Annotated in this window: 30 protein-coding genes; 1 reads left to right on the top strand and 29 read right to left on the bottom strand. The window is 39.2% G+C overall.

The annotated features are described in order from the left end of the window. Positions 1 to 15: 15 nt before the first annotated feature. Both dapB and ACQKEZ_RS04205 read right to left on the bottom strand, forming a co-directional pair. The gene (gene dapB / locus ACQKEZ_RS04210; RefSeq protein ID WP_427299032.1) at positions 16 to 819 is read right to left on the bottom strand and encodes a 4-hydroxy-tetrahydrodipicolinate reductase; all 804 of its coding nucleotides are present in this window, start codon (positions 817 to 819) and stop codon (positions 16 to 18) included. A 5-nt stretch (positions 820 to 824) separates the two neighbouring features. Next, entirely contained in the window at positions 825 to 1,160 is a 336-nt protein-coding gene (locus ACQKEZ_RS04205; protein WP_427299031.1) for a nucleotide pyrophosphohydrolase, read from the bottom strand. Between the two features lie 137 nt (positions 1,161 to 1,297). Here ACQKEZ_RS04205 and ACQKEZ_RS04200 point away from each other — a divergent pair, with 137 nt between their 5' ends. Next, positions 1,298 to 2,170, top strand: a complete 873-nt coding sequence (locus ACQKEZ_RS04200; RefSeq protein ID WP_427299030.1) for a YitT family protein — start codon at positions 1,298 to 1,300, stop codon at positions 2,168 to 2,170. Positions 2,171 to 2,202: 32 nt separating this feature from the next. Here ACQKEZ_RS04200 and ypjB read toward each other — a convergent pair whose 3' ends face one another. The 27 genes from ypjB to folE all read right to left on the bottom strand — a co-directional run bounded on the left by ypjB (position 2,203) and on the right by folE (position 26,043). Further along, complete coding sequence (gene ypjB, locus ACQKEZ_RS04195) at positions 2,203 to 3,006, bottom strand: sporulation protein YpjB (protein ID WP_427299029.1); 804 nt, start codon at positions 3,004 to 3,006, stop codon at positions 2,203 to 2,205. Between the two features lie 65 nt (positions 3,007 to 3,071). Next, the gene (locus ACQKEZ_RS04190; protein WP_427299028.1) at positions 3,072 to 3,665 is read right to left on the bottom strand and encodes a DUF1405 domain-containing protein; all 594 of its coding nucleotides are present in this window, start codon (positions 3,663 to 3,665) and stop codon (positions 3,072 to 3,074) included. A gap of 100 nt (positions 3,666 to 3,765) precedes the next feature. Beyond that, complete coding sequence (locus ACQKEZ_RS04185) at positions 3,766 to 4,533, bottom strand: c-type cytochrome (protein WP_427299027.1); 768 nt, start codon at positions 4,531 to 4,533, stop codon at positions 3,766 to 3,768. A gap of 38 nt (positions 4,534 to 4,571) precedes the next feature. Continuing rightward, a complete protein-coding gene (qcrB, locus tag ACQKEZ_RS04180; protein ID WP_003215804.1) occupies positions 4,572 to 5,246 on the bottom strand; it encodes a menaquinol-cytochrome c reductase cytochrome b subunit in 675 nt (224 codons plus the stop codon). 2 nt (positions 5,247 to 5,248) lie between these two features. Beyond that, on the bottom strand, positions 5,249 to 5,755 hold the full coding sequence (locus ACQKEZ_RS04175) for a Rieske 2Fe-2S domain-containing protein (protein ID WP_427299026.1): 507 nt from the start codon (positions 5,753 to 5,755) through the stop codon (positions 5,249 to 5,251). Positions 5,756 to 5,899: 144 nt separating this feature from the next. Next, positions 5,900 to 6,346, bottom strand: a complete 447-nt coding sequence (locus ACQKEZ_RS04170; protein ID WP_427299025.1) for a DUF2487 family protein — start codon at positions 6,344 to 6,346, stop codon at positions 5,900 to 5,902. A gap of 57 nt (positions 6,347 to 6,403) precedes the next feature. Beyond that, the gene (locus ACQKEZ_RS04165) at positions 6,404 to 6,949 is read right to left on the bottom strand and encodes a ReoY family proteolytic degradation factor (RefSeq protein WP_427299024.1); all 546 of its coding nucleotides are present in this window, start codon (positions 6,947 to 6,949) and stop codon (positions 6,404 to 6,406) included. A gap of 75 nt (positions 6,950 to 7,024) precedes the next feature. After that, complete coding sequence (locus tag ACQKEZ_RS04160) at positions 7,025 to 8,296, bottom strand: tetratricopeptide repeat protein (RefSeq protein WP_427299023.1); 1,272 nt, start codon at positions 8,294 to 8,296, stop codon at positions 7,025 to 7,027. Between the two features lie 296 nt (positions 8,297 to 8,592). Beyond that, on the bottom strand, positions 8,593 to 9,879 hold the full coding sequence (aroA, locus tag ACQKEZ_RS04155) for a 3-phosphoshikimate 1-carboxyvinyltransferase (protein WP_427299022.1): 1,287 nt from the start codon (positions 9,877 to 9,879) through the stop codon (positions 8,593 to 8,595). A gap of 11 nt (positions 9,880 to 9,890) precedes the next feature. Beyond that, positions 9,891 to 11,006 carry a prephenate dehydrogenase gene (locus ACQKEZ_RS04150; RefSeq protein ID WP_427299021.1) on the bottom strand — a complete coding sequence of 372 codons (1,116 nt, stop codon included), beginning with the start codon at positions 11,004 to 11,006 and terminating at the stop codon, positions 9,891 to 9,893. A 128-nt stretch (positions 11,007 to 11,134) separates the two neighbouring features. Continuing rightward, on the bottom strand, positions 11,135 to 12,232 hold the full coding sequence (hisC, locus tag ACQKEZ_RS04145; protein WP_427299020.1) for a histidinol-phosphate transaminase: 1,098 nt from the start codon (positions 12,230 to 12,232) through the stop codon (positions 11,135 to 11,137). Between the two features lie 11 nt (positions 12,233 to 12,243). Then, the gene (gene trpA / locus ACQKEZ_RS04140) at positions 12,244 to 13,047 is read right to left on the bottom strand and encodes a tryptophan synthase subunit alpha (protein ID WP_427299019.1); all 804 of its coding nucleotides are present in this window, start codon (positions 13,045 to 13,047) and stop codon (positions 12,244 to 12,246) included. After that, positions 13,044 to 14,243: a tryptophan synthase subunit beta gene (gene trpB, locus ACQKEZ_RS04135; protein WP_427299018.1), complete on the bottom strand. Its 1,200-nt coding sequence runs from the start codon at positions 14,241 to 14,243 to the stop codon at positions 13,044 to 13,046. Before trpB ends, trpA begins: the two co-directional genes overlap by 4 nt. Next, positions 14,224 to 14,916, bottom strand: a complete 693-nt coding sequence (locus tag ACQKEZ_RS04130) for a phosphoribosylanthranilate isomerase (RefSeq protein ID WP_427299017.1) — start codon at positions 14,914 to 14,916, stop codon at positions 14,224 to 14,226. Before ACQKEZ_RS04130 ends, trpB begins: the two co-directional genes overlap by 20 nt. After that, a complete protein-coding gene (trpC, locus tag ACQKEZ_RS04125; RefSeq protein WP_427299016.1) occupies positions 14,888 to 15,640 on the bottom strand; it encodes an indole-3-glycerol phosphate synthase TrpC in 753 nt (250 codons plus the stop codon). The genes ACQKEZ_RS04130 and trpC overlap by 29 nt, the downstream gene beginning before the upstream one ends. Beyond that, positions 15,633 to 16,649, bottom strand: a complete 1,017-nt coding sequence (gene trpD, locus ACQKEZ_RS04120) for an anthranilate phosphoribosyltransferase (RefSeq protein ID WP_427299015.1) — start codon at positions 16,647 to 16,649, stop codon at positions 15,633 to 15,635. The genes trpC and trpD overlap by 8 nt, the downstream gene beginning before the upstream one ends. Beyond that, complete coding sequence (gene trpE, locus ACQKEZ_RS04115) at positions 16,621 to 18,168, bottom strand: anthranilate synthase component I (RefSeq protein ID WP_427299014.1); 1,548 nt, start codon at positions 18,166 to 18,168, stop codon at positions 16,621 to 16,623. The genes trpD and trpE overlap by 29 nt, the downstream gene beginning before the upstream one ends. Before the next feature lie 235 nt (positions 18,169 to 18,403). After that, positions 18,404 to 18,787 carry a chorismate mutase gene (gene aroH / locus ACQKEZ_RS04110; protein ID WP_427299013.1) on the bottom strand — a complete coding sequence of 128 codons (384 nt, stop codon included), beginning with the start codon at positions 18,785 to 18,787 and terminating at the stop codon, positions 18,404 to 18,406. Further along, positions 18,784 to 19,875 (bottom strand): 3-dehydroquinate synthase, encoded by a 1,092-nt coding sequence (gene aroB, locus ACQKEZ_RS04105; RefSeq protein WP_427299012.1) that lies wholly within the window; start codon positions 19,873 to 19,875, stop codon positions 18,784 to 18,786. The genes aroH and aroB overlap by 4 nt, the downstream gene beginning before the upstream one ends. After that, a complete protein-coding gene (gene aroC, locus ACQKEZ_RS04100) occupies positions 19,875 to 21,047 on the bottom strand; it encodes a chorismate synthase (RefSeq protein ID WP_427299011.1) in 1,173 nt (390 codons plus the stop codon). The genes aroB and aroC overlap by 1 nt, the downstream gene beginning before the upstream one ends. Before the next feature lie 76 nt (positions 21,048 to 21,123). Then, positions 21,124 to 21,894 carry a CheR family methyltransferase gene (locus tag ACQKEZ_RS04095; protein ID WP_427299010.1) on the bottom strand — a complete coding sequence of 257 codons (771 nt, stop codon included), beginning with the start codon at positions 21,892 to 21,894 and terminating at the stop codon, positions 21,124 to 21,126. Between the two features lie 164 nt (positions 21,895 to 22,058). After that, the gene (gene ndk, locus ACQKEZ_RS04090) at positions 22,059 to 22,505 is read right to left on the bottom strand and encodes a nucleoside-diphosphate kinase (RefSeq protein WP_427299009.1); all 447 of its coding nucleotides are present in this window, start codon (positions 22,503 to 22,505) and stop codon (positions 22,059 to 22,061) included. Between the two features lie 129 nt (positions 22,506 to 22,634). After that, positions 22,635 to 23,597, bottom strand: a complete 963-nt coding sequence (gene hepT / locus ACQKEZ_RS04085; protein ID WP_427299008.1) for a heptaprenyl diphosphate synthase component II — start codon at positions 23,595 to 23,597, stop codon at positions 22,635 to 22,637. 24 nt (positions 23,598 to 23,621) lie between these two features. Continuing rightward, on the bottom strand, positions 23,622 to 24,326 hold the full coding sequence (locus tag ACQKEZ_RS04080; protein ID WP_427299007.1) for a demethylmenaquinone methyltransferase: 705 nt from the start codon (positions 24,324 to 24,326) through the stop codon (positions 23,622 to 23,624). Positions 24,327 to 24,329: 3 nt separating this feature from the next. After that, on the bottom strand, positions 24,330 to 25,097 hold the full coding sequence (locus ACQKEZ_RS04075) for a heptaprenyl diphosphate synthase component 1 (RefSeq protein WP_427299006.1): 768 nt from the start codon (positions 25,095 to 25,097) through the stop codon (positions 24,330 to 24,332). Positions 25,098 to 25,217: 120 nt separating this feature from the next. Then, on the bottom strand, positions 25,218 to 25,448 hold the full coding sequence (gene mtrB / locus ACQKEZ_RS04070; RefSeq protein WP_427299005.1) for a trp RNA-binding attenuation protein MtrB: 231 nt from the start codon (positions 25,446 to 25,448) through the stop codon (positions 25,218 to 25,220). 25 nt (positions 25,449 to 25,473) lie between these two features. Then, positions 25,474 to 26,043 carry a GTP cyclohydrolase I FolE gene (gene folE, locus ACQKEZ_RS04065; protein ID WP_427299004.1) on the bottom strand — a complete coding sequence of 190 codons (570 nt, stop codon included), beginning with the start codon at positions 26,041 to 26,043 and terminating at the stop codon, positions 25,474 to 25,476. Positions 26,044 to 26,191 lie beyond the last annotated feature (148 nt).

Below are 26,191 nucleotides of genomic sequence, written 5' to 3'. Positions count from 1 at the left end.
AGGAACCCGCTCCTTTTAGTCTATGATATTTTCAAGGCCATACACGAGCTGATCAATCTTCATGACTTGTTCTACAGCAAGCTTGACACCTGACATAAATGATGCGCGGTTATAGGAATCATGACGAAGCGTTAACGTCTGTCCATCCATTCCAAATAGAACTTCTTGATGAGCAATAAGTCCTGGTAGTCTCACACTATGCAGGCGAATACCATCGTAATCGGCACCTCTAGCACCTTGGATTAATTCTTTTTCTTCTGGATGCCCTTGTTTTTTACTTTCTCTCACTTCTGAGATCATTTCAGCTGTTTTTAAGCCTGTTCCGCTCGGCGCATCTAGCTTTTGATCATGATGAAGTTCAATGATTTCAACATCTTGAAAGTAGTTCGCTGCCATTTGGGCAAATTTCATCATTAAGATTGCGCCAACCGCAAAGTTTGGAGCAATAATACAGCCGATTTCCTTTTCTTCTGTTAAACGTTGAAGCTCTTTTAAATCCTCGTCAGAAAAGCCTGTCGTCCCTACAACTGGGCGCACGCCATGCTCAAGTGCTTTTTTTGTATGAACTTTGCCTATTTCTGGCGTTGTGAGGTCAATGAGAACATCTGGCTTTGTCTCTGAGAAACAAGCGTCAATGTCTGTGTAAATGCGAGCATTCGATGTTGTATGCATCACATCGGAAAGGGATTTCCCTTCATATGTATGATCAAGCGCGGCAACGAGCTCAAAATGATGTGTTTCTTCTGCTAATTTCACAGCTTCTACACCCATTCTTCCTCTTGCTCCAGCAATTACAACTTTAATGGTTTGCTTTGTCATCTTTTCTACTTCCCTTCTTTTCTCGTCCAGCGATCTTTGTCTCTCGTATTGAATTTATGCATCACTCGATCATGCGCTTCCTCAAGTGAAATATCTAGCGAATTAGCAAGGCACGTTAATACGAACAGCACATCACCTATTTCTTCTTCCATGCTTTTATCTTTTTCAGTTATTTTTTTTGGCTTTTCACCATAATAATGGTTTACTTCTCTTGCTAGCTCACCTAGTTCTTCGGTTAAGCGTGCCATCATTGCAAGCGGGCTAAAATAACCTTCTTTAAATTGTCCTATGTATTCATCTACTTCTTGCTGTACATTGCGTAGCGTTTTTTCGTTCGTCATTAGCCTGATCCTCCTATCCGTCTCTTACATGTTAGCGAAATCATAAATATTTGACAAATGTTTAAAACTCCGTTTGCTTGTTTCCTTCCCATACCATATAATATTATCGCTATCTAAGCAAAAAAAGGAGTGATCTTTTGCTAAAAGAAATTCGTCTTAAAAATATCGTTTTTATTTTGATTGGCTCAGCCATCTTTTCTTTCGGCCTTGTTCATTTTAATATGCAAAACAACCTGGCTGAAGGCGGATTTACAGGAATTACACTGCTTTTATATTTCCTATTTCAGATCGACCCTTCGATATCAAACCTTGTATTAAATATCCCTATATTTTTTATCGGTTGGAAGATGCTTGGTAGAACGATGTTTACATATACAATCGTCGGAACTGTTAGTTTGTCTGTATTTCTCAGTATTTTCCAACGGTTTCAAATACATATGCCACTTCAACATGATTTAGCCTTAGCAGCGCTATTCGCTGGCGTTTTTATTGGAACTGGTCTTGGAATCATTTTTAAATTCGGCGGAACAACTGGCGGCGTTGATATTATTGCTAGACTTATGAATAAACATTATCAAATTGCAATGGGAAGAACCATGTTTATTTTTGATGCAGCTGTCATCACCATTTCACTTACATACTTAAACTATAAGGAAGCCATGTATACGCTTGTCGCGGTATTTGTTGCCGCAAAGGTCATTGACTTTATGCAAGAAGGCGCTTACGCTGCCAAAGGTGCAATGATTATCTCGGAAAAGGATGACATCATCCAAATGAAGATCATGGAAGAGATGGAGCGAGGTGTGACCGTGCTAAAAGGAGTCGGTTCCTATACGAAGCAAGAACGCAATGTCCTTTATTGTGTCGTCCCTAAAAATGAACTGGTTCACTTAAAAAGTGTTGTGACTTCTGTTGACCCGCATGCATTTGTGTCCGTCAGTGACGTTCATGATGTCCTAGGAGAAGGCTTTACACTAGATGAGCACAAAAGACCTCTGAACCCGCATTAAACAAAAAAGAAGCCCCTTTGGCGCTTCTTTTTTTATGACTTCGGATAATCCGCCTGTCGTTTTCGTTTCTTTCCTTTTTCACCACGATATTTTCGAAACCCTACATACGTTAAGGTAAGCAAAATAATGCTACCTGTCGTCAAAATGACCCACAATAAAGAAGGATCTGCTTCGTCTTGATCGACCTGAGCAAACACACTGGACAAATCCTCTTCCAGCCTTGTCAAACGCTCTAGCTTTGTACCACTAGACGCTTTTAAAAATTCACCCTGTTCAATCACTTCTATATGTTGCTTGATCGTTTGAAGTCTTTCAAACGGAATATCAATGGTCAAACTAGGATAAATCATATCGTATAAAGAAACAAACTCATTCCATGTTTCATAAAAAGTGGCTGATTCTGGATCTTTCACTTCTTTCTTTAATACAGAAAATGAGCCCATAATCGGCTTTTCAAGAGATCCCCATAGCGGTTCAGAATCTGATTGAATCGCATCTAAAAGCATTCTAAATTGCGAAGCATAGCGAAGTTTCTCCTGCTCATTCAAGTCTTCCTGCGCTAAACCCTTCAAAATATCCTGATAGCCAAGCGTGATTTGTCTCACCTGAGTGTTCGTCAGCGTACCACGCCAATTCTCAGCTTTAAACATTTTCTCGAAATACGATACCACTTGAATCGCCTCATCATATTTAGCTTGTCTTGTAAGTTGAAAAATTGAATCTGACAACTCAGTCAGCTCATTGAGCTTTGCAACAACCGCCTCTTCACCTCTTGCAACATATGGGTGAAATATCAGGGAAAATAGTAGAATCATCACGATTGGCTTTCGTTTCATGCAAGTCCCTCCTAGCCCTTCTCAATAAAGCGTATGAAGAAAAGGACAAGGTTAGACCTACATTGTTAAGGGAGTTCTAGCTTAACTGCTTTTTTAGATAAAACAAGATAGTAAGATAGGAATAAGACAGCAACACTTAACCAAAACATCACATAACCGATTTCATTCGTATAGGCTGACAGCATTGAATAGCGCGGCATCATACCAAAAACGTAATCAATGACATCATTATGTAAAATCCATATTCCTGCGACGATTAAATGTCGCATACGAAAACGATAGTAAGGAGCAAATAGAACAGCTTGAACTGCCATTGCAAAGTGAGATGCGATCAGCATATAGCCTTCCCAAGGGAAATCATCAACTGAAAGTAGCACAAATACGTTCATTCCTACAGCCCATAAACCATATTTAATGAGCGTAACAAGTGCCAACGCTTCAAAAAAAGGTGTGTTTCGTTTCAGAATAAAAGCGAGTAGAACGAACAAAAAGAAAAAGCTTGCTGTTGGGCTATCTGGAACAAAAGGCAAAAAAATAGCAGGCGTCTCCTCAAGCTGTGGCACATACCAATAGTAGCCATACACAGTCCCAAGAAAGTTGACAATCAACAAGATCACCAATATCGATTTTTGGGCAAGAAGGTATTGAATCCATCTCATTTCTCTTCACTCACGATCTGTTAAAATCAGAAAAAAGCTGACAGCCGCCAGCTTTTTTCTACTTTGAGTATATCCTTGTAAGTCCAATTAAACAACTGAATTATTTTGATTTAATTTCAGATAAATATTTAGAAAGCTTCTCTAACTCTTCATCACTGCCCTTAAACACACCCTTAGGCATATTCCCTTTTCCTTCAACAGCAATCTTTGCAATCTCCTCTGGTGAAAGTCCATTATCGACAAGTGACGGACCTGCAGCACCGCCCTGCATATTGTCACCATGACAGGAAATACACGTCTGTTCTTGATAAATCTTGTACTCTTCAGTAGACGTATCAATTTCAGCTTCTTTCTGAATTTCTCCTTGCTTTGCAGCCGCCTCCCAATCATGAGTAGCAACTGATTCCCAAGTCAAATACACAGCAGCACTTACTGCAAGAAGCATCATCCCTACAGCAATTGGACGACGGTACGGTCTACGCTCAGAGCCAGTATCAAGGAATGGAGCAAGTAAAAGTGCACCAAACGCAATCCCTGGCATGATCATTGCACCAACAACAGTATAGCTTCCAGCTGCAAATTCATATTTCAGTAGCTGGTATAAAAATAAGAAATACCAGTCTGGTAATGGAATATACCCCGTATCTGTCGGATCAGCCATCCTCTCAAGTGGAGGTGCATGAACAACAGTTAGAACAAGAAATCCAATTAAAAACACTGCACCTACAAGCCATTCCTTTAATAGAAAGTTCGGCCAAAAGGCTTCTGTTTTACCAGGATATTCGGAATAGTCTTTAGGTATATTAGGTTTTCTCTCTGCCGGAATTCTAGAATCTCCGACAAACTTCATCCCTTTTCCCCTATGCAAAGTCATCCCCTCCTCTTTGAACATTCATCAAACGCATTTTATAGCGGCCCAGAAATTCCTTGCTTACGAATCATAATGAAATGGGCTGCCATCAACCCAAATAATGCCGCTGGCAAGAAAAAGACATGGATAGCAAAAAACCTTGTCAGCGTTTGCGCTCCTACAATATCAGGGTGACCTGCAAGCAGCGTCTTAATCTCTTTACCGATGAAAGGCGTTGCTTCTGCAATTTGAAGACCTACCTTTGTTGCAAACAAAGCTTTCATATCCCATGGTAAGAGGTAACCTGTGAAACCAAGACCAAGCATCACAAAGAAAATCAATACACCAACGATCCAGTTTAACTCTCTTGGTTTTTTATACGCACCTTGGAAAAATACCCTCAGCGTATGTAAAAACATCATGACAATTACAAGACTTGCACCCCAATGGTGCATCCCTCTAACAATCTGACCAAAAGCGACTTCATTTTGCAAATAATAGACAGATTCCCATGCATTTTTAATATCCGGCACGTAATACATTGTTAAAAACATACCTGATAGCACTTGAATAACTGTCACAAAAAATGTTAAACCGCCAAAACAATACACAAAAGCAGAAAAATGATGTGCAGGGTTTACATGCTCTGGCACTTCATGATCCGCAATATCTCTCCAAATTGGTGTAATGTCTAGACGCTCATCGACCCAATCATAGATCTTGTTAAGCATCGTTACCCTTCCCCTTTCGGCACAGCTTTTCCAAGATAGAGGTATCCGTCCTTCACTTGCTGCTTATAGTGATCAAGCGGTGCAAGCGGTGGAGTTCCGGGTACGTTTGTACCATCCTTGTCATATAGCCCATAGTGGCATGGACAAAAGAATTTGTTTGGATTTTTAGGATCACTATTCCAGTTCACAGTACACCCTAAATGTTTACAGATTGGCGACAAAGCGACAATCTCATCTCCATTTTTGTATACCCATGCCGATCTAGACTCTTTTGATTCATACCATGCATCTACTTGATCAATTTTAAAGTCAAAGCGCTTCGGTTCCTTTGTCAGCTCATCGACACTGACAACTTGAACCATATCTTGATCCTTTGTTGGCTTCAATACAGGATCAAGCGCAAAGCGAACCATAGGCATGAGCATACCAGCGGCCATAAATCCCCCTACGCCGGTCAACGTGTAATTCAAAAATTGACGCCTGGACACTCCATGTCTTTTCTCGCTCATTTTTTTCTCCCCCCCTCAGGTCGTCAGCTACTATATAACTGAATTAGAAAAAATTTCATAAAACTAGGACACCCTCATAATATATCAATCTATTCACTAGGTCAACCGCCTAAAAAACCATGTCCAATGCAAATGTAAGGGTTTTTATGAGGGGCTCCATTTTTGTAACAAAAAGTTCAAAATTTTCTCAACGCTATCTTGAACGACTTTTTGCTTTAACGAAACCTTTAGGTGCTCTAGTGGAACTGGCTGCAAAATATAAAGAGACTCACTCAGCTCACTTTGATTGGACCAAACTGCGTCTGAAGTAACAAAAATAACGTGCTGAAAATGTTCACTTAGTGCCTTCTTGATGGTATATAGCTCTGCTTGTTGCCTTTCATTTACTTCTAAATATGTATACGAAGGAAAAAGAAATACTCGTCCCCTGAGTTGCCTTTCTAATTCCTCTGTGACAAGCACTGTAAATTCTCCCAATGAAACAGTCTGCTTAAGCCCACCTATATTAATTCCAACTAATGGAATGATAGCGGTATCAATGTAATCTTTGGATTGTAAGTAGGCATCTGCATCCTCTGCTTTCCACCGCATAATATCCCCCCTTATTAAAATAAACAAGCCCTACCTGTGTAGGGCAAGGCTTGTTGTTTAACATGATGACAATAAACTTAATTCCTTTGCTAACTTATTAAAAGCTTCTTGATCATGACGATCAAGCGCATCATCAATTTCCTTCATCAGACGTTCCTTTTGAAAAGTAGCGATAGAATGCTCGAGGACTTTATCAGCTAGACCTTTATCTTGTTCATTTTCATAAAGATCTTTCGGGATATGAGGATTTGTCTCAAGTACTGCCGCATACTCAGGTGAATGATAAGAAGAACGGAAATTTAATTGTATAAATAAATCTTGTTGCTTGTTAAGCCGAATGTCATGAAAAGATTTCTCAGCATCGGTTGTCATGATATTTTCTTTATAAAATCTAAAGGGAACTTCGTCAATACAGTGCGTTGACATAATAATACCCCTTGGACAGAAGTCTGCTTGCTCTACGAAATGGACTTTTTCCATCAAAGAGTCATGGCTCATTAAATAATTTAAAATCCACACGCATTCTCTTCGTTTTAATTGATAGTGATTTAAAAACCACCGAATGAATTCTTTCTTTTCATTGACAGAAACAGGGGTCTGCATATAATTCCCTCCTCTATCGAAAATTAAATGGCTATACAACAATCATTCAACAAACCAGCCCATAATTCCTGCATACTAAAAGGAAATTTCATCTTCAATTCTTAAAATAATTTCTTCGATTTCCTCATTAGTACCATCTTTCATTCGTACTTTTCTTAATAATGGTAATGCTTCTTTTTGTCTGCCCTCTTCTAAAAGAAACGAAGCATATTCATATAAAAAGTCTCGCTCTTCTTCAAAATCAGGCAGTGCCACTTTAAAATATTCAGCTGCTTGTTGGTATTCTTCTAAACCAAGAGAGGCAGATGCTGCGTACCAATTAAATTTAGGATCATCCTCGCCATAGTTCTTGACCTCTTGAATTAAGTCGAGCATTTCTTCAAAAAGTTCCTCGTTCAAATAGACAGCAAGCAAAGTATGAACTGCTTCAATATAGCCCGGATCGAGCGCCAGTGCTTCTTGCAGAAGCTGTTTCGCTTCATTTGTTGCACCATTTTTCAGGTCAATCTTTGCTCCATACAGATAAAGTTCTTTATTGTATTCATCCATTTTAATACCTGCTTTTACAACTTCAAGCGCTTCATGATATAGTCCTTCTTCCTCATAGCTTTTTGCCAAAGGCATGTAAAGTGAAGAGTATGAAGGATCGATTTCTTTTAATTCTTCAAGCTGTTTTATCGCTGTCTTGGTTCTACCTGCTCTCATCGCTGTAAAGCCAAAGCCAAAAAGTGTATTTGGATCGGTATTCTCCTTAACAGCCTTCTCGTACCATTCTAGGGCATTTTCAAAATCTCCAGCGGTACTCAAAGACTCTGCGAGACGCTGATAAACATTTACGCCACCAATATCATTTTTTTGCTCTGCTACCACATGAAAATAGTCAATTGCTTTTTTAGATAGTCCCTGAGAAAAGTATAATTCCCCTAAAGCAAAATCAATAACAGGTTCATCAGGAAGAAGTTCTTTAGCTTTAAGAAGTTTTTGCTCACTTACTTCAAATAGTCCTTGCATCTGATACAAATCTGCCATAAGAAGAAGGCTTTCTGGATAAGCAGCATCATGCGCTGGAATAGTTTCTAATACTGAAATCGCTTTTTCTTCTTGATCGGCGTCAATCAAAAGCTCTGCATAAAAACATGTTAATCCTGATTCTTCTGGGTATAGATCGTGTAAATCACTAATGAGCTTTAAGGCTTTATCAATATCTCCCCAGTCATAATAAAGTTGTGCAGCTTGTGCTTTTTCTTCATCATGTAAATGCTTTTCAGCTTGAGCAAGTTTTTTGAGTCCTTTTTCAGTCTCACCTGCCTCAACTAATTTTATGGCTTCTTGTAATGAACTATTCAAATCAATCCGTTCCTTTCTGTCTCCACAAACATAAAACTATTGTTACTTCATATCATAATCCACGACTAGTCATCCAGCAAATATGTTGCTCTTTTTAAAATAGCAAAAAATGATGTTTTACTAGCTCTGTTCAGTTAAGTACTTTACAACTAAATCATTTTATAATCAAAAATTGAAACATAAAGCATTTTTAAGTCACAAGAAAGCTTTTTTCGCTTTTTCCACCTTGAGACAAGCTATGCTATATTATTTTTAAATATGCAAGCAAATAAGAAAGAAAAAGCCTGAGGAAACCCTCAGACTGTTTTCGTAAGATATTCAATATGATCAAAAAAGTTTGGATACGATACTCTTACTGCATCAGTATCTTCAATCTCTATTGCTTCATCAGTCACACAAGCCGCAATACCAAGCATCATGCCGATACGATGATCACCATAACTTGAGACAGTTTCTCCGCCCTTAAGCTTTGTTTTACCATGAATCAGCATACCATCATCTGTCGCTTCTATATTAGCACCCAGTTTTTTCAATTCTGAAACAACAGTATCAATTCGATTTGTCTCTTTGACTTTAAGCTCTGCTGCATCTTTAATAACAGTTGTTCCTTCTGCTTGAGTAGCGAGTAGAGCAATGATCGGAATTTCATCAATCAATCTTGAAATAATATCACCAGAAATCTCTATTCCTTTTAATGAAGACGTAGAGATTGTTAAATCACCATAAGGTTCTCCATCTGTACCTTCGACCTCAGTCATATCTAAATTCGCCCCCATTTGCTGTAGTACATCAATAATGCCTGTTCTAGTCTTATTTAAACCAACATTTTTAAGTACAATACGGCTATTCGGGACAATGGCACCTGCAACAAGGAAAAAAGCTGCAGAGGAAATGTCGCCAGGGACAAATATTTCAGCCGATTTAAGTGTTTGTCCACCCTTAACCGAAACACTTTTCTCGTCTTCATGCAGTTCAACACCAAACATAGAAAGCATTCTTTCGGTGTGATCTCTTGATTTATGAGGCTCTGTTAATGTTGTGGTTCCTTTTGCCTGAAGGCCAGCCAAAAGAACAGCAGATTTCACCTGTGCACTAGCAACTGGGGATTCGTAAGAAATTGCCTCAAGGTCTCCGCCACGAATTGAAAGAGGCGTGAATTCACCGTTGTCACGTCCGTCAATTTTAGCTCCAAATTTTCTTAAAGGTCCTGTCACACGTCTCATTGGTCTTTTTGCAATACTTTCATCACCAATTATTGTACTGTGAAACTCACAGCCCGCTAAAATACCCATCATTAAACGAATGGTTGTCCCTGAATTGCCGACATCTAGAACATCACTCGGCTCCTGAAGTAGTTTAAGCCCTTTGCCGTTGATGATAACGTCTGTTTTATTTTGCTGAATGTCGACACCCATTTTTCTAAAACAGTCGATTGTACTTAGGCAGTCAGCTCCAGGAAGGAAATTTTTCACGGTTGTCGTTCCTTCAGCTATTGAGCCAAACATAACAGACCTATGTGAAATTGATTTATCACCTGGTATATGAATTTCTCCAATCATTGGAGCATTTTTATGAAATTTCATTTATCGTCACCTCAGTCAGCGTAAAATGTATCGTAATTCGCTCTATTTTTTATACAGTTTTCTGCACGTTTTCGATCCTCATCTGATTGAAAGCTGATCCTTAAAATCCCATTAATATCTTCTCGCGTTTCAATAATACGAATGTTTGTAATACTGATATTCTCATTTGCTAAATAACCAGTAACTTGCGAGATCACACCTGGATGATCAGGTACATCAACATAAAGGTCGTAAAATGAAGGAATCGCTCCCTTTTTTCTAAGAGGTAGACCATCACGGTATTCCTTTGCATCTTGAAAATATGAAAATAAGCCTTCTGCATCTTCTTCTTTTACAATAGATTCAATGCGCTCAATTTCTTTTTTCCAGTCGCTAAATCGGTCTAAAATTTTGTTTTTATTGTGTATGAGAATATCTCGCCACATAGCTGGGTTACTCGATGCTATTCTTGTAATATCACGAAAGCCACCTGCAGCGAAACGTTTGACTAAAGGAAAATGATCTTCAAAGCGATGCGCCTGGTGAACAAGACTAGCTGCCACAATATGTGGAAAGTGACTAATGACACTTGTTACGGCATCGTGTTCCTCTGGACTCATTTCAATAAAATTTGCATTCGTTCCTTCTAATAATTTCTTCAAAAATGCAACAGCTTCTCTGCTTGCTGTTTTGGCAGGGGTCAGTATATAAAAGGCATTTTCAAATAAGAAATCCTTTGCTGCTATTACACCTGATTTATGAGAACCTGCCATAGGGTGACCACCAATAAAATCATATTGAGCTGGCAGGGTTTCTTCAGCAAAGTCAACTACCTTTTGTTTTGTACTACCAACGTCAGTAATGACTAATTTTCTTGTGATACCTGATGCAGCAATTACACCAAGCATTTTGACTGTTTGCTGTACAGGAGTTGCTAGGATAATTGTTGATGCCTGTTGCAATCCATCTTCAAATGAACTGGCAGATTGATCAATAATTCCAAGTTTTGTCGCAGCAATCATTTGTTCAGTTGACACGTCATAGCCAATAATGATTTTTTTAGGGTAATTTTTTTTAATCGACAACGCGATAGAGCCACCAATTAGGCCAAGTCCCGCTATCAGTATCGTTTCGCTTGTTTCGTTCATGTTCATCACCTGATTTTTATACAGTAGTTATTTGAGCGATTATAACACTCATTTATGTAAAAAGTTTATGCGCACCTAAAATGGAATGAAAGCCATATCCAAAAGTAGGATATGACTTCACTGTCATGTTACACACGAGCCTCTTGCAGCATATCTGCGAGAGTATTTAAAATCTCTTCATTTTGCTCTTTAGTTCCAACGGTAATACGTAAAGCTGTTGGGAAACCAAGTGCTTTTCCAGAACGAACAATATATCCCTTTTTCAGCAATGCATGAAATAACTCATCTGCATCACGATTAAAGTCAATCAACACGAAGTTCGTTTGAGACGGATAGATCAATAGACCAAAACGTTCTGCAAATTCATGGTATTGAGAAAGGCCGATCTCGTTTTTCTGTCTGCATTCGCGAATAAATCCTTGATCCTTTAATGATGCGCGAGCTGCGGCTTGAGCTATTCTGCTTGTATTAAATGGCTCTCTTGTCGGTTCAATCGCTGCAATGAGCTCTTCTGAAGCAACACCGTAACCAATTCGAAGTGCAGCAAGTCCGTATGCCTTTGAGAATGTACGGAGCACAATGACATTTTTGTATGTTTTTAACAACTCTAGACTGTTTGGAAAATCTTCTGCTCGCACATATTCAAAATAAGCCTCGTCAAGTACAACCAAAACATGGGCTGGTACTGCATCTAAAAATGACACAATCTCTTTTTCCGATAGATGATTACCTGTTGGATTATTTGGATTACACACCCAAATCACCTTAGTTTTCTCATCAATCGCTTCAAGCATAGCCTGTAAATCATGTGCTCCACTTTCTAAGAGTGGCACCTCTCGCACTTCAGTATTTTCAATGACTGCATTATGTTTATACTGAGGAAAAGAAGGTGACGGGACCACTGTATTTGAATGCATATCTAGGAATGCTCTGCTGATAATTTGTACAATTTCATCTGATCCATTCCCAAAAATCACTTGTTTTTCATTCACATTTAAAAAAGCAGCTAGCTCTTTTCTTAGCTCCGCACTGTATCCATCTGGATATATTGCAAGTTGTTCAATTTCTGTTTGGATCGCTTCTTTTGCATATGGTGAGCATCCAAAAGGGTTTTCATTTGAGGCTAGTTTGACAATTTTATCTAATTGGAATTCTCTTTTGACCTCTTCGATCGGCTTTCCAGGCTGATACGGTTTCAGTTGTTTTAATTGTTCCTTGATTTGCAAAATAGTTCACCTCATTTAGATATATGGAGGGCACTAAAGGTTTTGGCATATGTTTCAAATTCGTGTAAGGCTTCTTGGCGTTTATTTGTTGATAACAAATCTTCTTGAAGTTCTTCGATTTTTTTTACCAATGCACTGCCAACGACAACACCATCACTAATGTCATTCATGACCTCTACTTGATCTCTGTTAGAAATCCCAAAGCCTACTGCTACAGGAATTTTGCTCAAGTGCTTCACACTGCTAATAAAGTCAGAGATAGATGCATCAAATGATTGTCTAACTCCTGTTACACCTAATGAAGAAACACAATATAGAAAACCTTCAGCCTGCTCTATAATTTTTTTCAGTCTTGTTTGACTTGTTGGTGCAACGAGCGAAATATAAGAGATGTCATGTGATCGACAAAGTGTTTGTAACTCGCTACTTTCCTCAAGTGGTAAGTCGGGTGTTAAGAGTCCCGAAATATGATTTTCTCGCAGTAAAGCGAAAAAGTACTCTGTGTCTAATTGTAACACAGGATTATAATACGTGAATAGAATTAGAGGAATTTTTACACCATTTTTTTTCATCTCACCTGCTAATTGTATTGCTTTAACTATATTCATGCCATGATTCAAGGCTCTTTTGGATGCCCTTTGGATAACTGGTCCGTCAGCCAATGGATCAGAATAAGGAACGCCTATTTCAATCGCGTGTGCACCTGCTGACTGAAGCGCTTTTGCTATGTCGATCGTTAATTCTGGGGTTGGGTCTCCGGCAGTAATAAACGGGATAAATAGCTTTTCCTCTTGCTCTAAATGAAATGTTATCATTTTTCTTCACCATCACTTTCAAGCACGTTCATCAATGTATGCACATCTTTGTCTCCTCTACCTGACAAACAGACTAGTACAATTTCATCCTGTTTCATGTCACTGCTCATCTCAAAAGCTCTTGCAAGAGCATGTGCAGATTCAATAGCTGGAAGGATGCCTTCTTTTTCCGTTAATAATTTTAGTGCATCAATTGCCTCTTGATCTGTTGCACTTACATACTTAACGCGACCACTCGCATGTAAATATGCATGCTCTGGACCGATACCAGGATAATCGAGACCAGCTGATATTGAATATGGCTCAATGATTTGCCCAAATTCATCTTGAATTAAATATGTTAAAGAGCCATGAATGACCCCTTTTGTTCCTTTAGAAATCGTGGCAGCGTGAAGAGAGGTCTCAATTCCTTTTCCTGCTGCTTCAACACCCACTAAATCAACTTCTTCTTCTAAGAAAGCCCGAAACATACCAATTGCATTACTTCCGCCTCCAACACAAGCAACGATTCTGTCAGGTAGCCTGCCTTCTTTTTCAATGACCTGTGCTTTCGCCTCATCACCAATCATACGTTGAAATTCACTGACGATTTGAGGATAAGGATGGGGACCTACTACAGAACCTATCATGTAAAAATGATCGCTACAATGTTGTACCCAATAACGAATGGCTTCATTCGTGGCATCCTTTAGCGTTCCATTTCCACTAGTAACAGGTACAACCTTTGCTCCAAGCAGTTTCATTCGAAAGACATTTAATGATTGTCTCTGAACATCTTCTTCTCCCATAAAAACGATACATGATAAACCAAATTTTGCAGCAACTGTTGCAGCTGCCACACCATGCTGTCCCGCACCTGTTTCAGCGATTATTTTTGTTTTACCCATTTTTTTGGCAAGCAGTGCCTGACCAAGCGCATTATTGATTTTATGTGCACCTGTGTGATTCAAATCTTCTCTTTTTAAATAAATCTTTGCTCCACCAATATGTTTTGTGAGCTGGTCTGCATATGTCAAGGCTGTTGGTCTACCTGAATAATTTTGCAATAGCTCAATGTATTCTTTTTTAAATGCAGGATCTTCTTTTAATTCTAAAAATGCTGTTTCAATTTCTTCAAGAGGCTGCATAAGTGTTTCTGGGACAAACTTCCCTCCAAACTCTCCATATCTGCCAATCTCATTCGGATATGCGTACATGCTTTAACATCCTTTCTTCGAGCTGTTTCATCTTTTCTTTGCTTTTTCTTCCATGAACTTCAATTCCGCTCGCTAAATCGATTGCATCTGGCTGATATGTGAGCAGTTTATGAATTGAATCTGGTCCAATCCCGCCTGCAATGACACACGCTTTTCCTAGATTCCTAGCGTGCTGGACATATAACGGGACAGCTTCCCATGCAAAAGCAGTGCCTGACCCGCCTCGTATACCTTCTACTTTAGAATCAATGAGAAAGCCATCTACAAAGGGGGCATATAAATTCATTTGTTCTAAAGTTTTTGTCAGATCAGCTTGGTGATGAAAAGCCTTCCAAATTAATACTTTTGTTTTTTGTTTGATCGTCCATGCTTCATCAGGTGTTTCATCTCCGTGAAGCTGAACAATGTTTAAAGGAACGTACTTGGCAACCTTACACACTACTTCAATGTCTTCATTCACAAAAACACCCGTGACTTGTTTATCGCTATTTGTTTTTTCAAGCCAAGATTTCACATCTTTTGGGCTTACTCTTCTTTTACTCGGGGCAAATATAAATCCAATGGCATTTGCCATAGACTGCGAGACCAATTGAACATCTTCTAGAGATTGAACTCCACAATATTTCACAAATAGATCTTTCACGCTATTCACCAAAGAGTGCCATAACTGCATTTTTTTGCGAAGGCTGTTTCATTAATGATTCGCCTACAAGCACTGCATTTGCACCACACTTGTTAACAAATGTTAAATCGGTTGAGGTTTGGATGCCACTTTCGCTTACAATGATTGACTCACTTGGAATCAGTGGTGCGATTTCTTTGGTCTGTTCAACTGTTGTGATAAATGTATTTAAATTTCTATTATTGATCCCAATAATTTCAGGGGTAAATACCTTAAGAATTTGCTGTAACGTATCTGACGCATGCACTTCAACAAGTACGTCTAAACCCTTTTCATTTGCTTCCATGTATAGCTCATACAGCTTAGAAGGTTCAAGCACTTCACCGATAAGTAAAATGGCATCTGCCCCTATTCGTTTTGATTCTTCGACTTGCAGTGAGTCAATGATAAAATCTTTTCTCAGTACCGGAAGCGACACGGTCTGTTTAATGGCTGATAAATATTCGTTTTTCCCTTGGAAGAACGGTTCATCTGTTAATACAGATAAGCAATCAGCTCTTGCTTCTTCGTAAGACACAGCAGTTTGTACCGGGTTAAAATTCGGCTGAATAATACCCTTAGAAGGTGAGGCCTTTTTCACCTCTGCAATGAGCCCGATGGATCGCTGTGGCTGAATAAGTGCTTGTTTGAAAGAACGTCTTTCAAGCAATAAATCTTCAGGAAGTTCAAGTGTTTGAATATGTTCTTTTTTGCGTTGAATGATTTTTTTAAGCATAGATTTCTTCCTCTTTCTGTTTTAAACGGTCTAATTGTTTTTGAGCTAATCCACTTTTAATGGTCTCAATTGCTTTAAGTGTCCCAGCCATGATACTTTCAGCTTTTCCAGCTACATAGAGGGCTGCTCCTGCATTAAGCGCTGTAATATGAAGTGCCGCGCCTTCTATTTGATGATTCAATATATTCTGAATAAGTTTCGCACTCTCTTGCGGTGTTTCTACTTGAATCGTTGATAATTCACTTTTTGGCAGGCCAAAGTCTTCTGGGTTCAATGTGAATTCTTTGCGCTTCCCATCCTTTAATTCAATTACATACGAATCTGTTGTGATAGTCAATTCGTCTAAGCCATCGTTTCCGCATACAAACAATACATGTTTTGGTGCTAAAGGTGCTAGGGCTGAAGCCATTAATTGTGCTTTTTCCTTAGAATAAACACCGATAATTTGTTTCTTTGTTTGCATCGGATGACAAAGGGGTCCAAGCAAATTGAAGACTGTCCGAAAGCCAAGCTGCTTTCTAACTGTTGCAACATGCTTCATTGAGGCATGGTACAAGGGAGCAAATAAAAACCCCATATTCTTGTCTTGAATTTGCTGTTTTGTTTCATCAGGTGTGGATTGAATCGAAACACCAAGGCATTCTAGCACATCTGCACTGCCACTTTTCGATGAGACAGAACGATTTCCATGCTTGGCGATTTTCGCACCAGCAGCTGAGGCAACTATGGCCGCTGCTGTTGAAATATTAAATGTAGATAGCCCGTCACCACCTGTTCCACAAGTATCAATGACATCTTCAAACCCAACGATCGGTTTGGCGTGTTGTCTCATTGCCTTCACAAAGCCCGTCATTTCCTCTGGAGATTCTCCTCTATGAGCTAAGATTGATAGACTGGCCGCCACTTCAACATTTGATAAGGAACCGCTCATCATTTCATGCATCATCTGAGATGCTTCTTCCTCTGTCAGAAGGTGTCCACTAACGAGAGAAGATAGTCTGTGATTCATCTCGCTCCCCCCCCTTATCTGAGAAAATACTTTCCGCAAGCTGGATCGTTTTCAACAGAGCACCTGCTTTGTTACACGTTTCTTCCCATTCTTTTTCTGGAATGGAATCTGCTACAATGCCTGCACCTGCTTGAATGGATGCAGTGTTGTCTTTAACGCTCATGGTTCGGATGGTAATGCAGGAATCAATGTTTCCATCAAAGCCAATGTAAGCAATACATCCACCATAGGTTTCTCTTGGCTCTGGCTCCATCTCATTTAATATTTGCATCGCTCTAATTTTTGGTGCGCCTGTTAATGTGCCTGCTGGAAAGGCCGACATGAGTGCATCTACAGGATGCGTTCCTTTTTTTAACTTGCCAGTAACAATCGAAATGATGTGCATAACATGAGAGAAGTTCACCACTTTGATAAACTCAGGAACGGCCACACTGCCATACTCTGCAACACGCCCAACATCGTTTCTGGCGAGATCCACAAGCATATAGTGCTCTGCTTTTTCTTTTTCATCAGCAAGCAGTTCTTTTGCTAGTTTCTCGTCTTCTTTTTTTGTTGCGCCCCTTTTTCTTGTTCCTGCAATTGGATGAATTTCTAAATGACCATTTTTGGCATGTATGAGACGTTCTGGTGAGCTTCCTACTAATTCACGATCTTTCAGTTTCATAAAGTACATGTATGGAGAAGGATTCACAATTCGCAGGACTCTATACAGTTCAAATGAGCTAACCGTCACTGGGATGTCAAAACGCTGTGAGAGTACCCCTTGAAAGATGTCACCAGCTTTAATGTATTCTTTTATTTTTCCAACGTCTTTTAAAAATTGCTCTTTTTCATAAGTGGATGTGACTTGATGAAAGCTCGGTAGTTCATTTGTATCTCCTGATAACATGAGTTCTTTCATTTCTTTTTGAGTATGAAGTTGATCAATCATCCGTTTCAGCTCATGTTGATTTGCCTTGTACACTTGCTTCTTTTCTTCTTCCGATTCATCCCCATTCAGTTGAGCATATTGAATAAAGTGTACTTTATTCGTTTTATGGTCAAAGGCGATCATGGTTTGACAGACAAACAGGGTACAATTTTCGGCATTTGCTGCTTTCTTATGTGGCTTTACTGAAGGCTCTATACTTGGTATGAGGTCATAGCTCATGTAGCCAACAGCCCCTCCAGTAAAGGGGATAGTAAGGTCCGGCAATTTGATTTTGAATTGATCATTCATCCAGTCCAATAGATCCTTTAGCGCATTTTTTTTCATCACTTCTTCTCCATATACATCCACGGCAATGTATTGGTTGTTTTTTTCTTGAAGTGTTAAAAAAGGATTCAGACCAATGAAGGAATATCTAGACCAGCTTGATGATTCGTCCTTGCTTTCAAGAAGGTACACAATGTCTTGGTTTAGCTTCTCCACGATTTGAATGGGTGAAAGCGTATCTACTGTAAATGTCCCCACAATGGGAATGGTTTTGTAAGAAAGACTATCGTTTAAAAATTCGGAAAGATCAGATTGGATATTCATAGACACACTCCTTAATTGTATTAAGGAGAATGAGTGGAAGTGTGGGAGTATTCGTTCGAGTATACAAAACAAGCCTAAAAGAGGGTCTCTTTTAGGCAGAATAAACAAATAGATGTGTGGTGTAACTCTAAGCTCATCTCTACTCATCTCAACTACCCTAGTCTCATTCTCGTCTTTTACTATGCTAACTTTCGCCATTTACACCTCTGTGTAAATTTCAGCTGTTCATATCGTATTATAGATCGGTGTTTTTTGTCAACTGTAAATCAGGTCGTAACGTTACAGCTTTTTCTAAGTAAATATGTTTAATATCTTCCTGTTTGACATCCGTTTGAACCGTCATTAATACCCGAATACACTTTTTAAGTCCGCCTTCTATATCAAGCTCTTGCATACATGTCACCGGGACATATGTCCAACCATCGAATTGACGAAGGGCTTTAGCAGGAAAAACGGAGTGAATATCTGGTGTCGCTGAAATTAAAATCTGCACAACACGCTCGGGATCAATTTCATTTTGTGAGATCAATGCTTCAAGTAACTGTTTTGTTTTCGTCAGCACTTCTTCTTCTGTATCTTGTGTAACTGTCGTTGCACCTCGTATCCCACGAAACATCATAGACATCCCTCCTCCCTTTTCCATTGATCTAGCCACTTGTGAAGTTGTTCTTTTGAAAAGGATTGTAGTGTCACTTCCCCAATCTTCTTTAAAAGTACAAATTGAACGTGTCCCCCACGTGCTTTTTTGTCACCAATCATCCTGTCTACAAATACTGCTGTTTTGATCTCTTTTCTTATCTGGACAGGGAACCCTAGCGAACTCAACCACTGAATAAACCGAGGACGATCAAACGAAAAACCAAGATGTTGTTCACTCACGTACAAGGCAAACTGCATCCCAATTGCAATGGCATCTCCATGTGTAATCTCGCCATATCCATATTCCGCTTCGATTGCATGGCCTAAAGTATGACCAAGATTTAAAAAGGCACGAATCCCCTGCTCTTTTTCATCTTCTGCCACAATTGATGCTTTCACCTGGATACCTTTATACAGCATATCAGCAAGTTGCTCTTTTGATATCTCTTTTAATGAGCTGATTGTCATCAAATCTTGAAGAAAATGTTCACTTGAAATAAGTGCATGCTTGATTACTTCTGCAAAACCTGATCTCAGTTCAGTTTCAGTCAGTGTATCAAGCATACTTGTATCATAGATGACAGCTCTTGGCTGATGAAAAGCGCCAATTAAGTTTTTACCAAGTGGATGATTAATGCCCGTTTTTCCTCCGACTGCACTATCATGCGCAAGTAGAGTCGTTGGGACCTGAATAAAATCAATTCCTCTCATATAACTAGCAGCAACAAAGCCAGCCAAGTCCCCAATGACCCCTCCTCCAAGAGCAATGATGCAAGAGGAACGATCTAACTGAAACTGAATGGCTTCCGTTTGAATTTTTTCAAATTGAGAGAAAGATTTTGATTGTTCGCCACTTGGGACAACGATTTTTTTTACTTGCCATTTTGTTTCAAGCAAATCAATTATCTCTTTACCATAAAACGAATCAACAATAGAGTCCGTTACAATAAAGAGCTTTGTAAACGGACGTCCTAATGAAGAGATGAATGTTAGAATGTCACGTCTGATCCCATCTCCGATATAAACTGGATAGGTGGAAAAAGACGTTTTCACCTCAAGTGTTTTCATTAAAATTCCCTCTGAAGTTCACGCATTTTCTCAACATTTTCACGAATGCGATCGATTTGATCAAGACCAAATTGTTCAACTACTGCGTTGGCAATTTCCCATGCAACAACCGCTTCTGCTACAACACTTGCGGCAGGAACTGCACAGCTATCAGATCGTTCTATACTTGCAGAGAATGGTTCCTTTGTTTCAATATCAACGCTTTGAAGTGGTTTATAAAGCGTTGGAATTGGCTTCATGACACCTCTTACTACGATTGGCATTCCTGTTGACATACCACCTTCAAGACCACCTAAACGGTTTGTTTTGCGTGTGTAGCCCTTTTCTTCATCCCAAATAATTTCGTCATGAACTTCGCTTCCGTTTTTAGAAGCTGCTTCAAAACCAATTCCGAACTCAACACCTTTAAATGCATTGATGCTCAGTACTGCGCCTGCTAATTTACTGTCGAGCTTGCGGTCGTAATGAACATAGCTTCCGACTCCAACAGGTACGCCTTCAACAATTACTTCAACAATTCCACCGATGGAGTCACCGTTTTTCTTTGCTTCATCTATTGCGTCCATCATTTTTTGACCAGCTTCACTGTCATAACAGCGCACTGGTGATTCCTCGGTCACTTTTTGAAGGTCTTCAATTGATTCATAATTTGTATGGTTTGCCTTCACACCACCAATTTCAAGCACGTGCCCTGCTACTTTCATACCAAGCTGCGCTAAAATTTGCTTCGCCACTGCACCTGCAGCTACGCGAACTGTTGTTTCACGTGCTGAAGAGCGTTCTAAAACATTTCGCATATCACGATGGTCATATTTAATGGCTCCATTTAGATCCGCATGTCCAGGTCTTGGACGAGAAATTTGGCGTTTCATTTCACTTTCTTCTTCTTCTGTAATTGGCGCTGCCCCCATCACTTTTGTCCAGTGCTTCCAATCTTTATTCTCTACGGCAAGAGCGATTGGTGAACCAAGTGTTTTTCCATGTCGCACACCACTTAAAATCTGTGCTTGGTCTTTCTCAATTTGCATTCTCCGACCACGGCCATGCCCCTTTTGTCTTCTTGCTAGTTCATCATTAATATCTTCCTGCTTTATGTAAAGTCCTGCTGGAACTCCTTCAATAATGGTTGTTAGCTGTGGACCATGTGACTCACCTGCTGTTAAATACCTCATTACATGTACTCCCTTCATCGCATTAACGCTTTTAAGTAAAACTATAACACATTTGATAGTGAAAAGTCAGCTAAGATTACCTTTTTTGATAAAAGAAAGTGTCTGCAGACGTTAAGCCATACTTTTCAGGATGGAAGATTTGCTCTGTACTCCCAACAAACAATATGCCATTTTGTTTTAAGCTATTGCTCATTTTTAAGTAAAGCTCTTCTTTCGCTTCTTCTGTGAAATAGATAAATACGTTTCGACAAACAATTAAATCAAACTGTTTATCATATGGATCCGCAAGCAGGTTATGCTTTTTGAACTGAATGTTTTTGCGTATTTCATTTTTTACAGAATAATGTGAGTCGCCTTCCTTTGTAAAATACTTTTGTTTGACTCCATTTGGGACCTCTTGTAATGAGCGCTCATGATATACTCCCTTTTGAGCTGTCTCAAGCACCTTATCATCAATGTCAGTTGCAATGATTTGGAAATTTTCCACATGACTAAGGTTATGAAGCACCATAGAAAGTGTATATGGCTCTTGTCCTGTAGAGCAAGCTGCGCTCCAAATCTTCAAGTTTCCAGTACTCGGAAGCAAAGGCAAGATTTTTTTCTCTAGTACTTCCCATCGCTGATAGTTTCGATAAAATTCTGATACATTAATTGTCATCCGATCCATTGTTTCCTCAAGTAGGATTTTGTCCCTCTCGAGTGCCTCAGCAAAGGCTTCAAAATTTTTATATCCTTTTTTATCATATAAAGAGGTTAGCCTTCTTTTCATTTGTGCTTCTTTATATAAATTCAAGTCAACCCCAGTTAGTTTCTTCCATTTCCCCACAAATACTTGATAATCATCCATAAGTGTTCTCTCCTGTCTCAACTATCTTTGTCCTAGTATAGCTTTTTTTATCGAAAATTTGTATCATCTATTGCGAAATAAAATGCATTTCTATTTTTAATGTACGTATATATGCAAAAAAGCCGAAGTGTTCAGAGTATTGAACATCTCGGCTTTTTGATTGATTAGTAAATCCAACTCGCGATTGTTTGATCCCCTGTTGTCAATTCTTCAGACTGAAAGAAAAGCTGAATCTCTCTTTCTGCACTTTCAGGCGAATCAGATCCATGAATGATGTTTTTTCCGACAGTTAACCCAAAATCCCCTCTAATCGTGCCTGGTAACGCTTCTTTTGGATTGGTTTTTCCGATGATCTGTCTTGTCACTTCAACCACCTGCTCGCCTTGCCACACCATGGCAAAGACAGGACCAGATGTAATAAATGAAACAAGCTCACCGAAGAACGGTTTCTCTTTATGCTCACCGTAATGTGTTTCAGCTACTTCTTTTGGAATGTTCATCAGTTTTGCTCCAACGAGCTGCAGACCCTTTTTTTCGAATCTTGACACAATTTCGCCGATTAATTGACGCTGTACACCATCAGGTTTTACCATTAGAAATGTTTTGTCCATATGCGTTTTTCCACCCCGTCATTATCTATGTATAGGCTTACATTGTTACATGGTGATCGTATCACTTTTTTGTGCAATAATCAATTTTTGACAAAAAATTTCACAAAAAAACCAATCAACAATTGTTGATTAGAATTTTCGTTTGCCTATATATTTTGCAATGGATGCAAGAGACGTTTTCGCTCTGCCTCTAGGGAGATGATCAAGTTGTTCAAAGGCTTTTTTCAAATACATCTCACTCACCGCCATTGAACGACTGATCGCATCTGTTTGTTTAATGTTTTCAATCACTGGCATTAGCTGCTTTTCAGTTGTTTCGCTATTGATTAGTTTTAATTGTCCCTCAAGCGTTGGGTTTTTCAATGCATACAATACTGGAAGTGTGACATTCCCTTGCAAAAGGTCTCCACCGACAGGTTTTCCAAGCTCCTCTTCGGTTGATGTGAAATCGAGAACATCATCAATAATTTGATAAGACATCCCAACATAATAACCAAACCAGTAAAGGGCTTTATGGATTTTCTCATCAGTACCTGCTGCGATCGCACCAAGCTGACAGCTACCAGCGATAAGCAATGCGGTTTTACGCTTAATGCGTCTTAAGTACGTACGCAGATTTTGTTCCATGTTGTATTTGTCTTTGACTTGTTCAATTTCACCAAGACAAAGCTCTACAACCATTTTTGATAAAATCTCATGCGCCATAGGGTGATTGATTTTTGTCATATATTCTAACGATCGTGCAAATAAATAATCTCCTGTATACATAGCAATCCGATTATCCCATTTTGCCTTAATCGTCGGCTTTCCCCTTCTTAGTTCGGCATCATCAATCACATCATCATGAACAAGGGAAGCCATATGTATGAGCTCTAACGCAACAGCTACATACTTAATCTTATTGATGTCATAGTCACCAAACATTCCTGACAGCAGAACAAAAACGGGGCGGATTCGCTTTCCGCCCGCTTGCAGCAGATGAAGACCTGCCTCACTTAATAAAGCGTAATCGGAGCGAACGGTTAGCTCTAGCTCTTTTTCGATTACATCAATATCATGATTTAAAAAAGAAATCATCGTTTTTAGTTTCATTATCTTCACCCAAATATCGTTTATTCAAAGCTTTTTTCCGATATGTGTTGCTGCCACCCCACCTGTAAATGGATGATAGGAGACGTCAGACAATCCTGCTTCCTCGAAAAGAGCAGCTAGTTCTTTCATACCTGGGAATGATTTAGCAGACTCTTGAAGCCAAGAGTATTCTTGATAGCTTTTTGCAAACATCTTCCCAAATAACGGCATCAAATATTTGAAGTATAAATAATAGCCCTGTTTGAAACCAAACATCTCTGGCTGTGAAGTCTCAAGGCAAACAACCATACCCCCAGGCTTCACTACTCTGGTCATTTCTTTTAGCACTGTTAAATAATCAGGTACATTTCTTAGACCAAAACCAATGGTGACATAATCAAACGTATGATCTGGAAACGGGAGCTCCATTGCATTCCCGTGGAGAAGCTCAACTTGTTTGTATCCACCTGCTTTTACTTTCGTCTCACCAACGCTAAGCATGTTTTTACTAAAGTCAAGCCCTTTAATCTTGCCTTTCTCTCCAGCTGCTTCTGCCAGTGCAATCGTCCAATCAGCCGTACCACAACACACATCTAGCGCTGTAGCACCCTTTTGCACATTCATCAGCTTCATCGTTTTGTCACGCCATTTCTTATGTTGTTTAAAGCTAATGACAGAGTTCATTTGGTCGTAGTTTTTATATATTTTTTCAAATACACCGTGTACTCGCTGTTCTTTCGATTGCTGCATAGCTTACCCTTCTTCCACTTTCTGATGGTACGCAGGCTCATTTTTAATATGATCCAAGCGATTTAATAGCTCTTTTTGAACGACCGGAAAAGAAGCAAGATGTTGCTCAATCGGTGTTTTAGCTTGTTCATAGCCTTTATTTGCAAAATTGTCAAAGCATGTATAAGCATCCGTATAGCTATCGTTCAAAAAAAGTTTTAAATGTTTGTCGTCTTCTACTTGTTTCATGAAACGCTTGTAGACAAGGAAACGACTTGCGATCTCATTCCAGTGTGCTAATTGGAAATGCTCAGAAACTCTTTGAAACAATGCAGATTCAACCGTTGTCACACTTTTATAAAAGTTAGATGCCTCGTGAATGGATCGATCATATAGCCTAATTTTATGTTCATTGATTTCTTTAATGGCTGTTGCCAGTGTACGAATCATGTAAATATCTTTCATGTCAGAGAGTAGAGAATAATAGAGTCCGCTGAAATAGTCTCCTGCTAAGATTGTGAGTTGGCGGTTTTTGAACTCATCTTGTTTAATTGCAGCAGCAGTTGTGACTTCATCATGGGTATCAAGGGCAATTTGTACAAGCATCGCCGTTAAAACATAATTTTCTTTTTTTTCTGCATCAATTTGAGCCTCTTCAAACATCGCATGAAAAAGAAGGAGCTTATCTTCATCAATTAGCGGTGCTCTTAAATGTTTCGCCAAATAAGGATGAGACAACTTTTTGTTTAGTTTTATATTTAAGTTCGATAAAATTCCGTAGATGTCTTGCAAAGATATCACCCTTGTCCCCAAAATTACAGTTTCATATGTAGTGTCTCTATACAGTGTATAGAGAAATATTATACCACAACAGCTTCAACTTTTAAGCTGTTTAAGTGCCTTCTGTGGTTTTTATTTCTTTGCTTCGCTTTGAATTTCGCCAAACCTTGTTTGAATCACAGCGTCGCCTCTTATTTTAATTGCTGAAGTGTGCTCAGTGAACTGAGCAATGATGACCTCACCCTTGTCAAGCTTTTCGGAATGGTGAAATCTTGTATCAGAGCCTCTTGTTAAGCCGATCACATTCACACCATTATCAATTGCTTTAATCACTACAAAATCAGATGTTTTATTTTCACTCAACCTATTCACCTTCTATCACATATGATTAGTCATTTTTAATAAAGGAGAGCACTTCCGCTCTAGCTGCCGCATCATTCGCAAACGTACCTCGAACGGCTGAAGTCACCGTTTTAGCACCTGGTTTTTTGACGCCACGCATCGTCATGCACATATGTTCAGCTTCAACAACAATCATCACACCATGTGGATCTAACGTTTCCACAATGCTGTCTGCAATTGTGGATGTAATCCGCTCTTGCAACTGAGGACGCTTCGCTACAGCTTCAACTGCTCTTGCTAACTTACTTAATCCTGTCACTTTACCACCACGTGGAATATAAGCTACATGGGCTTTTCCATAGAAAGGAACAAGATGGTGCTCACACATGGAATAGAAGGAAATATCTTTTACAAGGACTAGTTCCTCGTGTTCTTCGCCAAAAATGGTTTTAAAATGCTCTTTAGGGTCCTCATTTAACCCTGAGAACACTTCTTCATACATTTTTGCCACACGTTTTGGGGTGTCAAGAAGTCCTTCACGATCTGGGTCTTCACCGATAGCTTTTAATATTTCACGTACAGCATGTTCAATTTGTTCTTTATTTATTTCACTCATGTATTATATCCTCCAAAGGCGATTACATTTCATTCAGATTCTAGCACACTTCAGATCCTAAAAGCAAAGAAGAGCGTTTTGAAAGAATCTTCTCATTCAAAAGGAAAAGCCCCTTAGTAAAGGGGCTTTTCTAGGGCAAGCATGAACC

It is taken from the genome of Bacillus sp. NPDC077027, assembly GCF_050269555.1.
GTDB lineage: Bacteria > Bacillota > Bacilli > Bacillales > Bacillaceae > Bacillus.
The sequence above is the reverse complement of the archived record's forward strand: the minus strand, read 5'-3'. Positions and strand labels throughout refer to the sequence as shown.

Bases quoted from the DNA above. Each gene is read 5' to 3' on its own strand.
- dapB (WP_427299032.1), bottom strand. From the start codon at position 819: ATGACAAAGCAAACCATTAAAGTTGTAATTGCTGGAGCAAGAGGAAGA.
- ACQKEZ_RS04205 (WP_427299031.1), bottom strand. From the start codon at position 1,160: ATGACGAACGAAAAAACGCTACGCAATGTACAGCAAGAAGTAGATGAA.
- ypjB (WP_427299029.1), bottom strand. From the start codon at position 3,006: ATGAAACGAAAGCCAATCGTGATGATTCTACTATTTTCCCTGATATTT.
- ACQKEZ_RS04190 (WP_427299028.1), bottom strand. From the start codon at position 3,665: ATGAGATGGATTCAATACCTTCTTGCCCAAAAATCGATATTGGTGATC.
- qcrB (WP_003215804.1), bottom strand. From the start codon at position 5,246: ATGCTTAACAAGATCTATGATTGGGTCGATGAGCGTCTAGACATTACA.
- ACQKEZ_RS04175 (WP_427299026.1), bottom strand. From the start codon at position 5,755: ATGAGCGAGAAAAGACATGGAGTGTCCAGGCGTCAATTTTTGAATTAC.
- ACQKEZ_RS04170 (WP_427299025.1), bottom strand. From the start codon at position 6,346: ATGCGGTGGAAAGCAGAGGATGCAGATGCCTACTTACAATCCAAAGAT.
- ACQKEZ_RS04165 (WP_427299024.1), bottom strand. From the start codon at position 6,949: ATGCAGACCCCTGTTTCTGTCAATGAAAAGAAAGAATTCATTCGGTGG.
- aroA (WP_427299022.1), bottom strand. From the start codon at position 9,879: ATGAAATTTCATAAAAATGCTCCAATGATTGGAGAAATTCATATACCA.
- ACQKEZ_RS04150 (WP_427299021.1), bottom strand. From the start codon at position 11,006: ATGAACGAAACAAGCGAAACGATACTGATAGCGGGACTTGGCCTAATT.
- trpA (WP_427299019.1), bottom strand. From the start codon at position 13,047: ATGATAACATTTCATTTAGAGCAAGAGGAAAAGCTATTTATCCCGTTT.
- trpB (WP_427299018.1), bottom strand. From the start codon at position 14,243: ATGTACGCATATCCGAATGAGATTGGCAGATATGGAGAGTTTGGAGGG.
- ACQKEZ_RS04130 (WP_427299017.1), bottom strand. From the start codon at position 14,916: ATGCAGTTATGGCACTCTTTGGTGAATAGCGTGAAAGATCTATTTGTG.
- trpC (WP_427299016.1), bottom strand. From the start codon at position 15,640: ATGCTTAAAAAAATCATTCAACGCAAAAAAGAACATATTCAAACACTT.
- trpD (WP_427299015.1), bottom strand. From the start codon at position 16,649: ATGAATCACAGACTATCTTCTCTCGTTAGTGGACACCTTCTGACAGAG.
- trpE (WP_427299014.1), bottom strand. From the start codon at position 18,168: ATGAATATCCAATCTGATCTTTCCGAATTTTTAAACGATAGTCTTTCT.
- aroH (WP_427299013.1), bottom strand. From the start codon at position 18,787: ATGATGTTTCGTGGGATACGAGGTGCAACGACAGTTACACAAGATACA.
- aroB (WP_427299012.1), bottom strand. From the start codon at position 19,875: ATGAAAACACTTGAGGTGAAAACGTCTTTTTCCACCTATCCAGTTTAT.
- aroC (WP_427299011.1), bottom strand. From the start codon at position 21,047: ATGAGGTATTTAACAGCAGGTGAGTCACATGGTCCACAGCTAACAACC.
- ACQKEZ_RS04095 (WP_427299010.1), bottom strand. From the start codon at position 21,894: ATGGATGATTATCAAGTATTTGTGGGGAAATGGAAGAAACTAACTGGG.
- ndk (WP_427299009.1), bottom strand. From the start codon at position 22,505: ATGGACAAAACATTTCTAATGGTAAAACCTGATGGTGTACAGCGTCAA.
- hepT (WP_427299008.1), bottom strand. From the start codon at position 23,597: ATGAAACTAAAAACGATGATTTCTTTTTTAAATCATGATATTGATGTA.
- ACQKEZ_RS04080 (WP_427299007.1), bottom strand. From the start codon at position 24,326: ATGCAGCAATCGAAAGAACAGCGAGTACACGGTGTATTTGAAAAAATA.
- folE (WP_427299004.1), bottom strand. From the start codon at position 26,043: ATGAGTGAAATAAATAAAGAACAAATTGAACATGCTGTACGTGAAATA.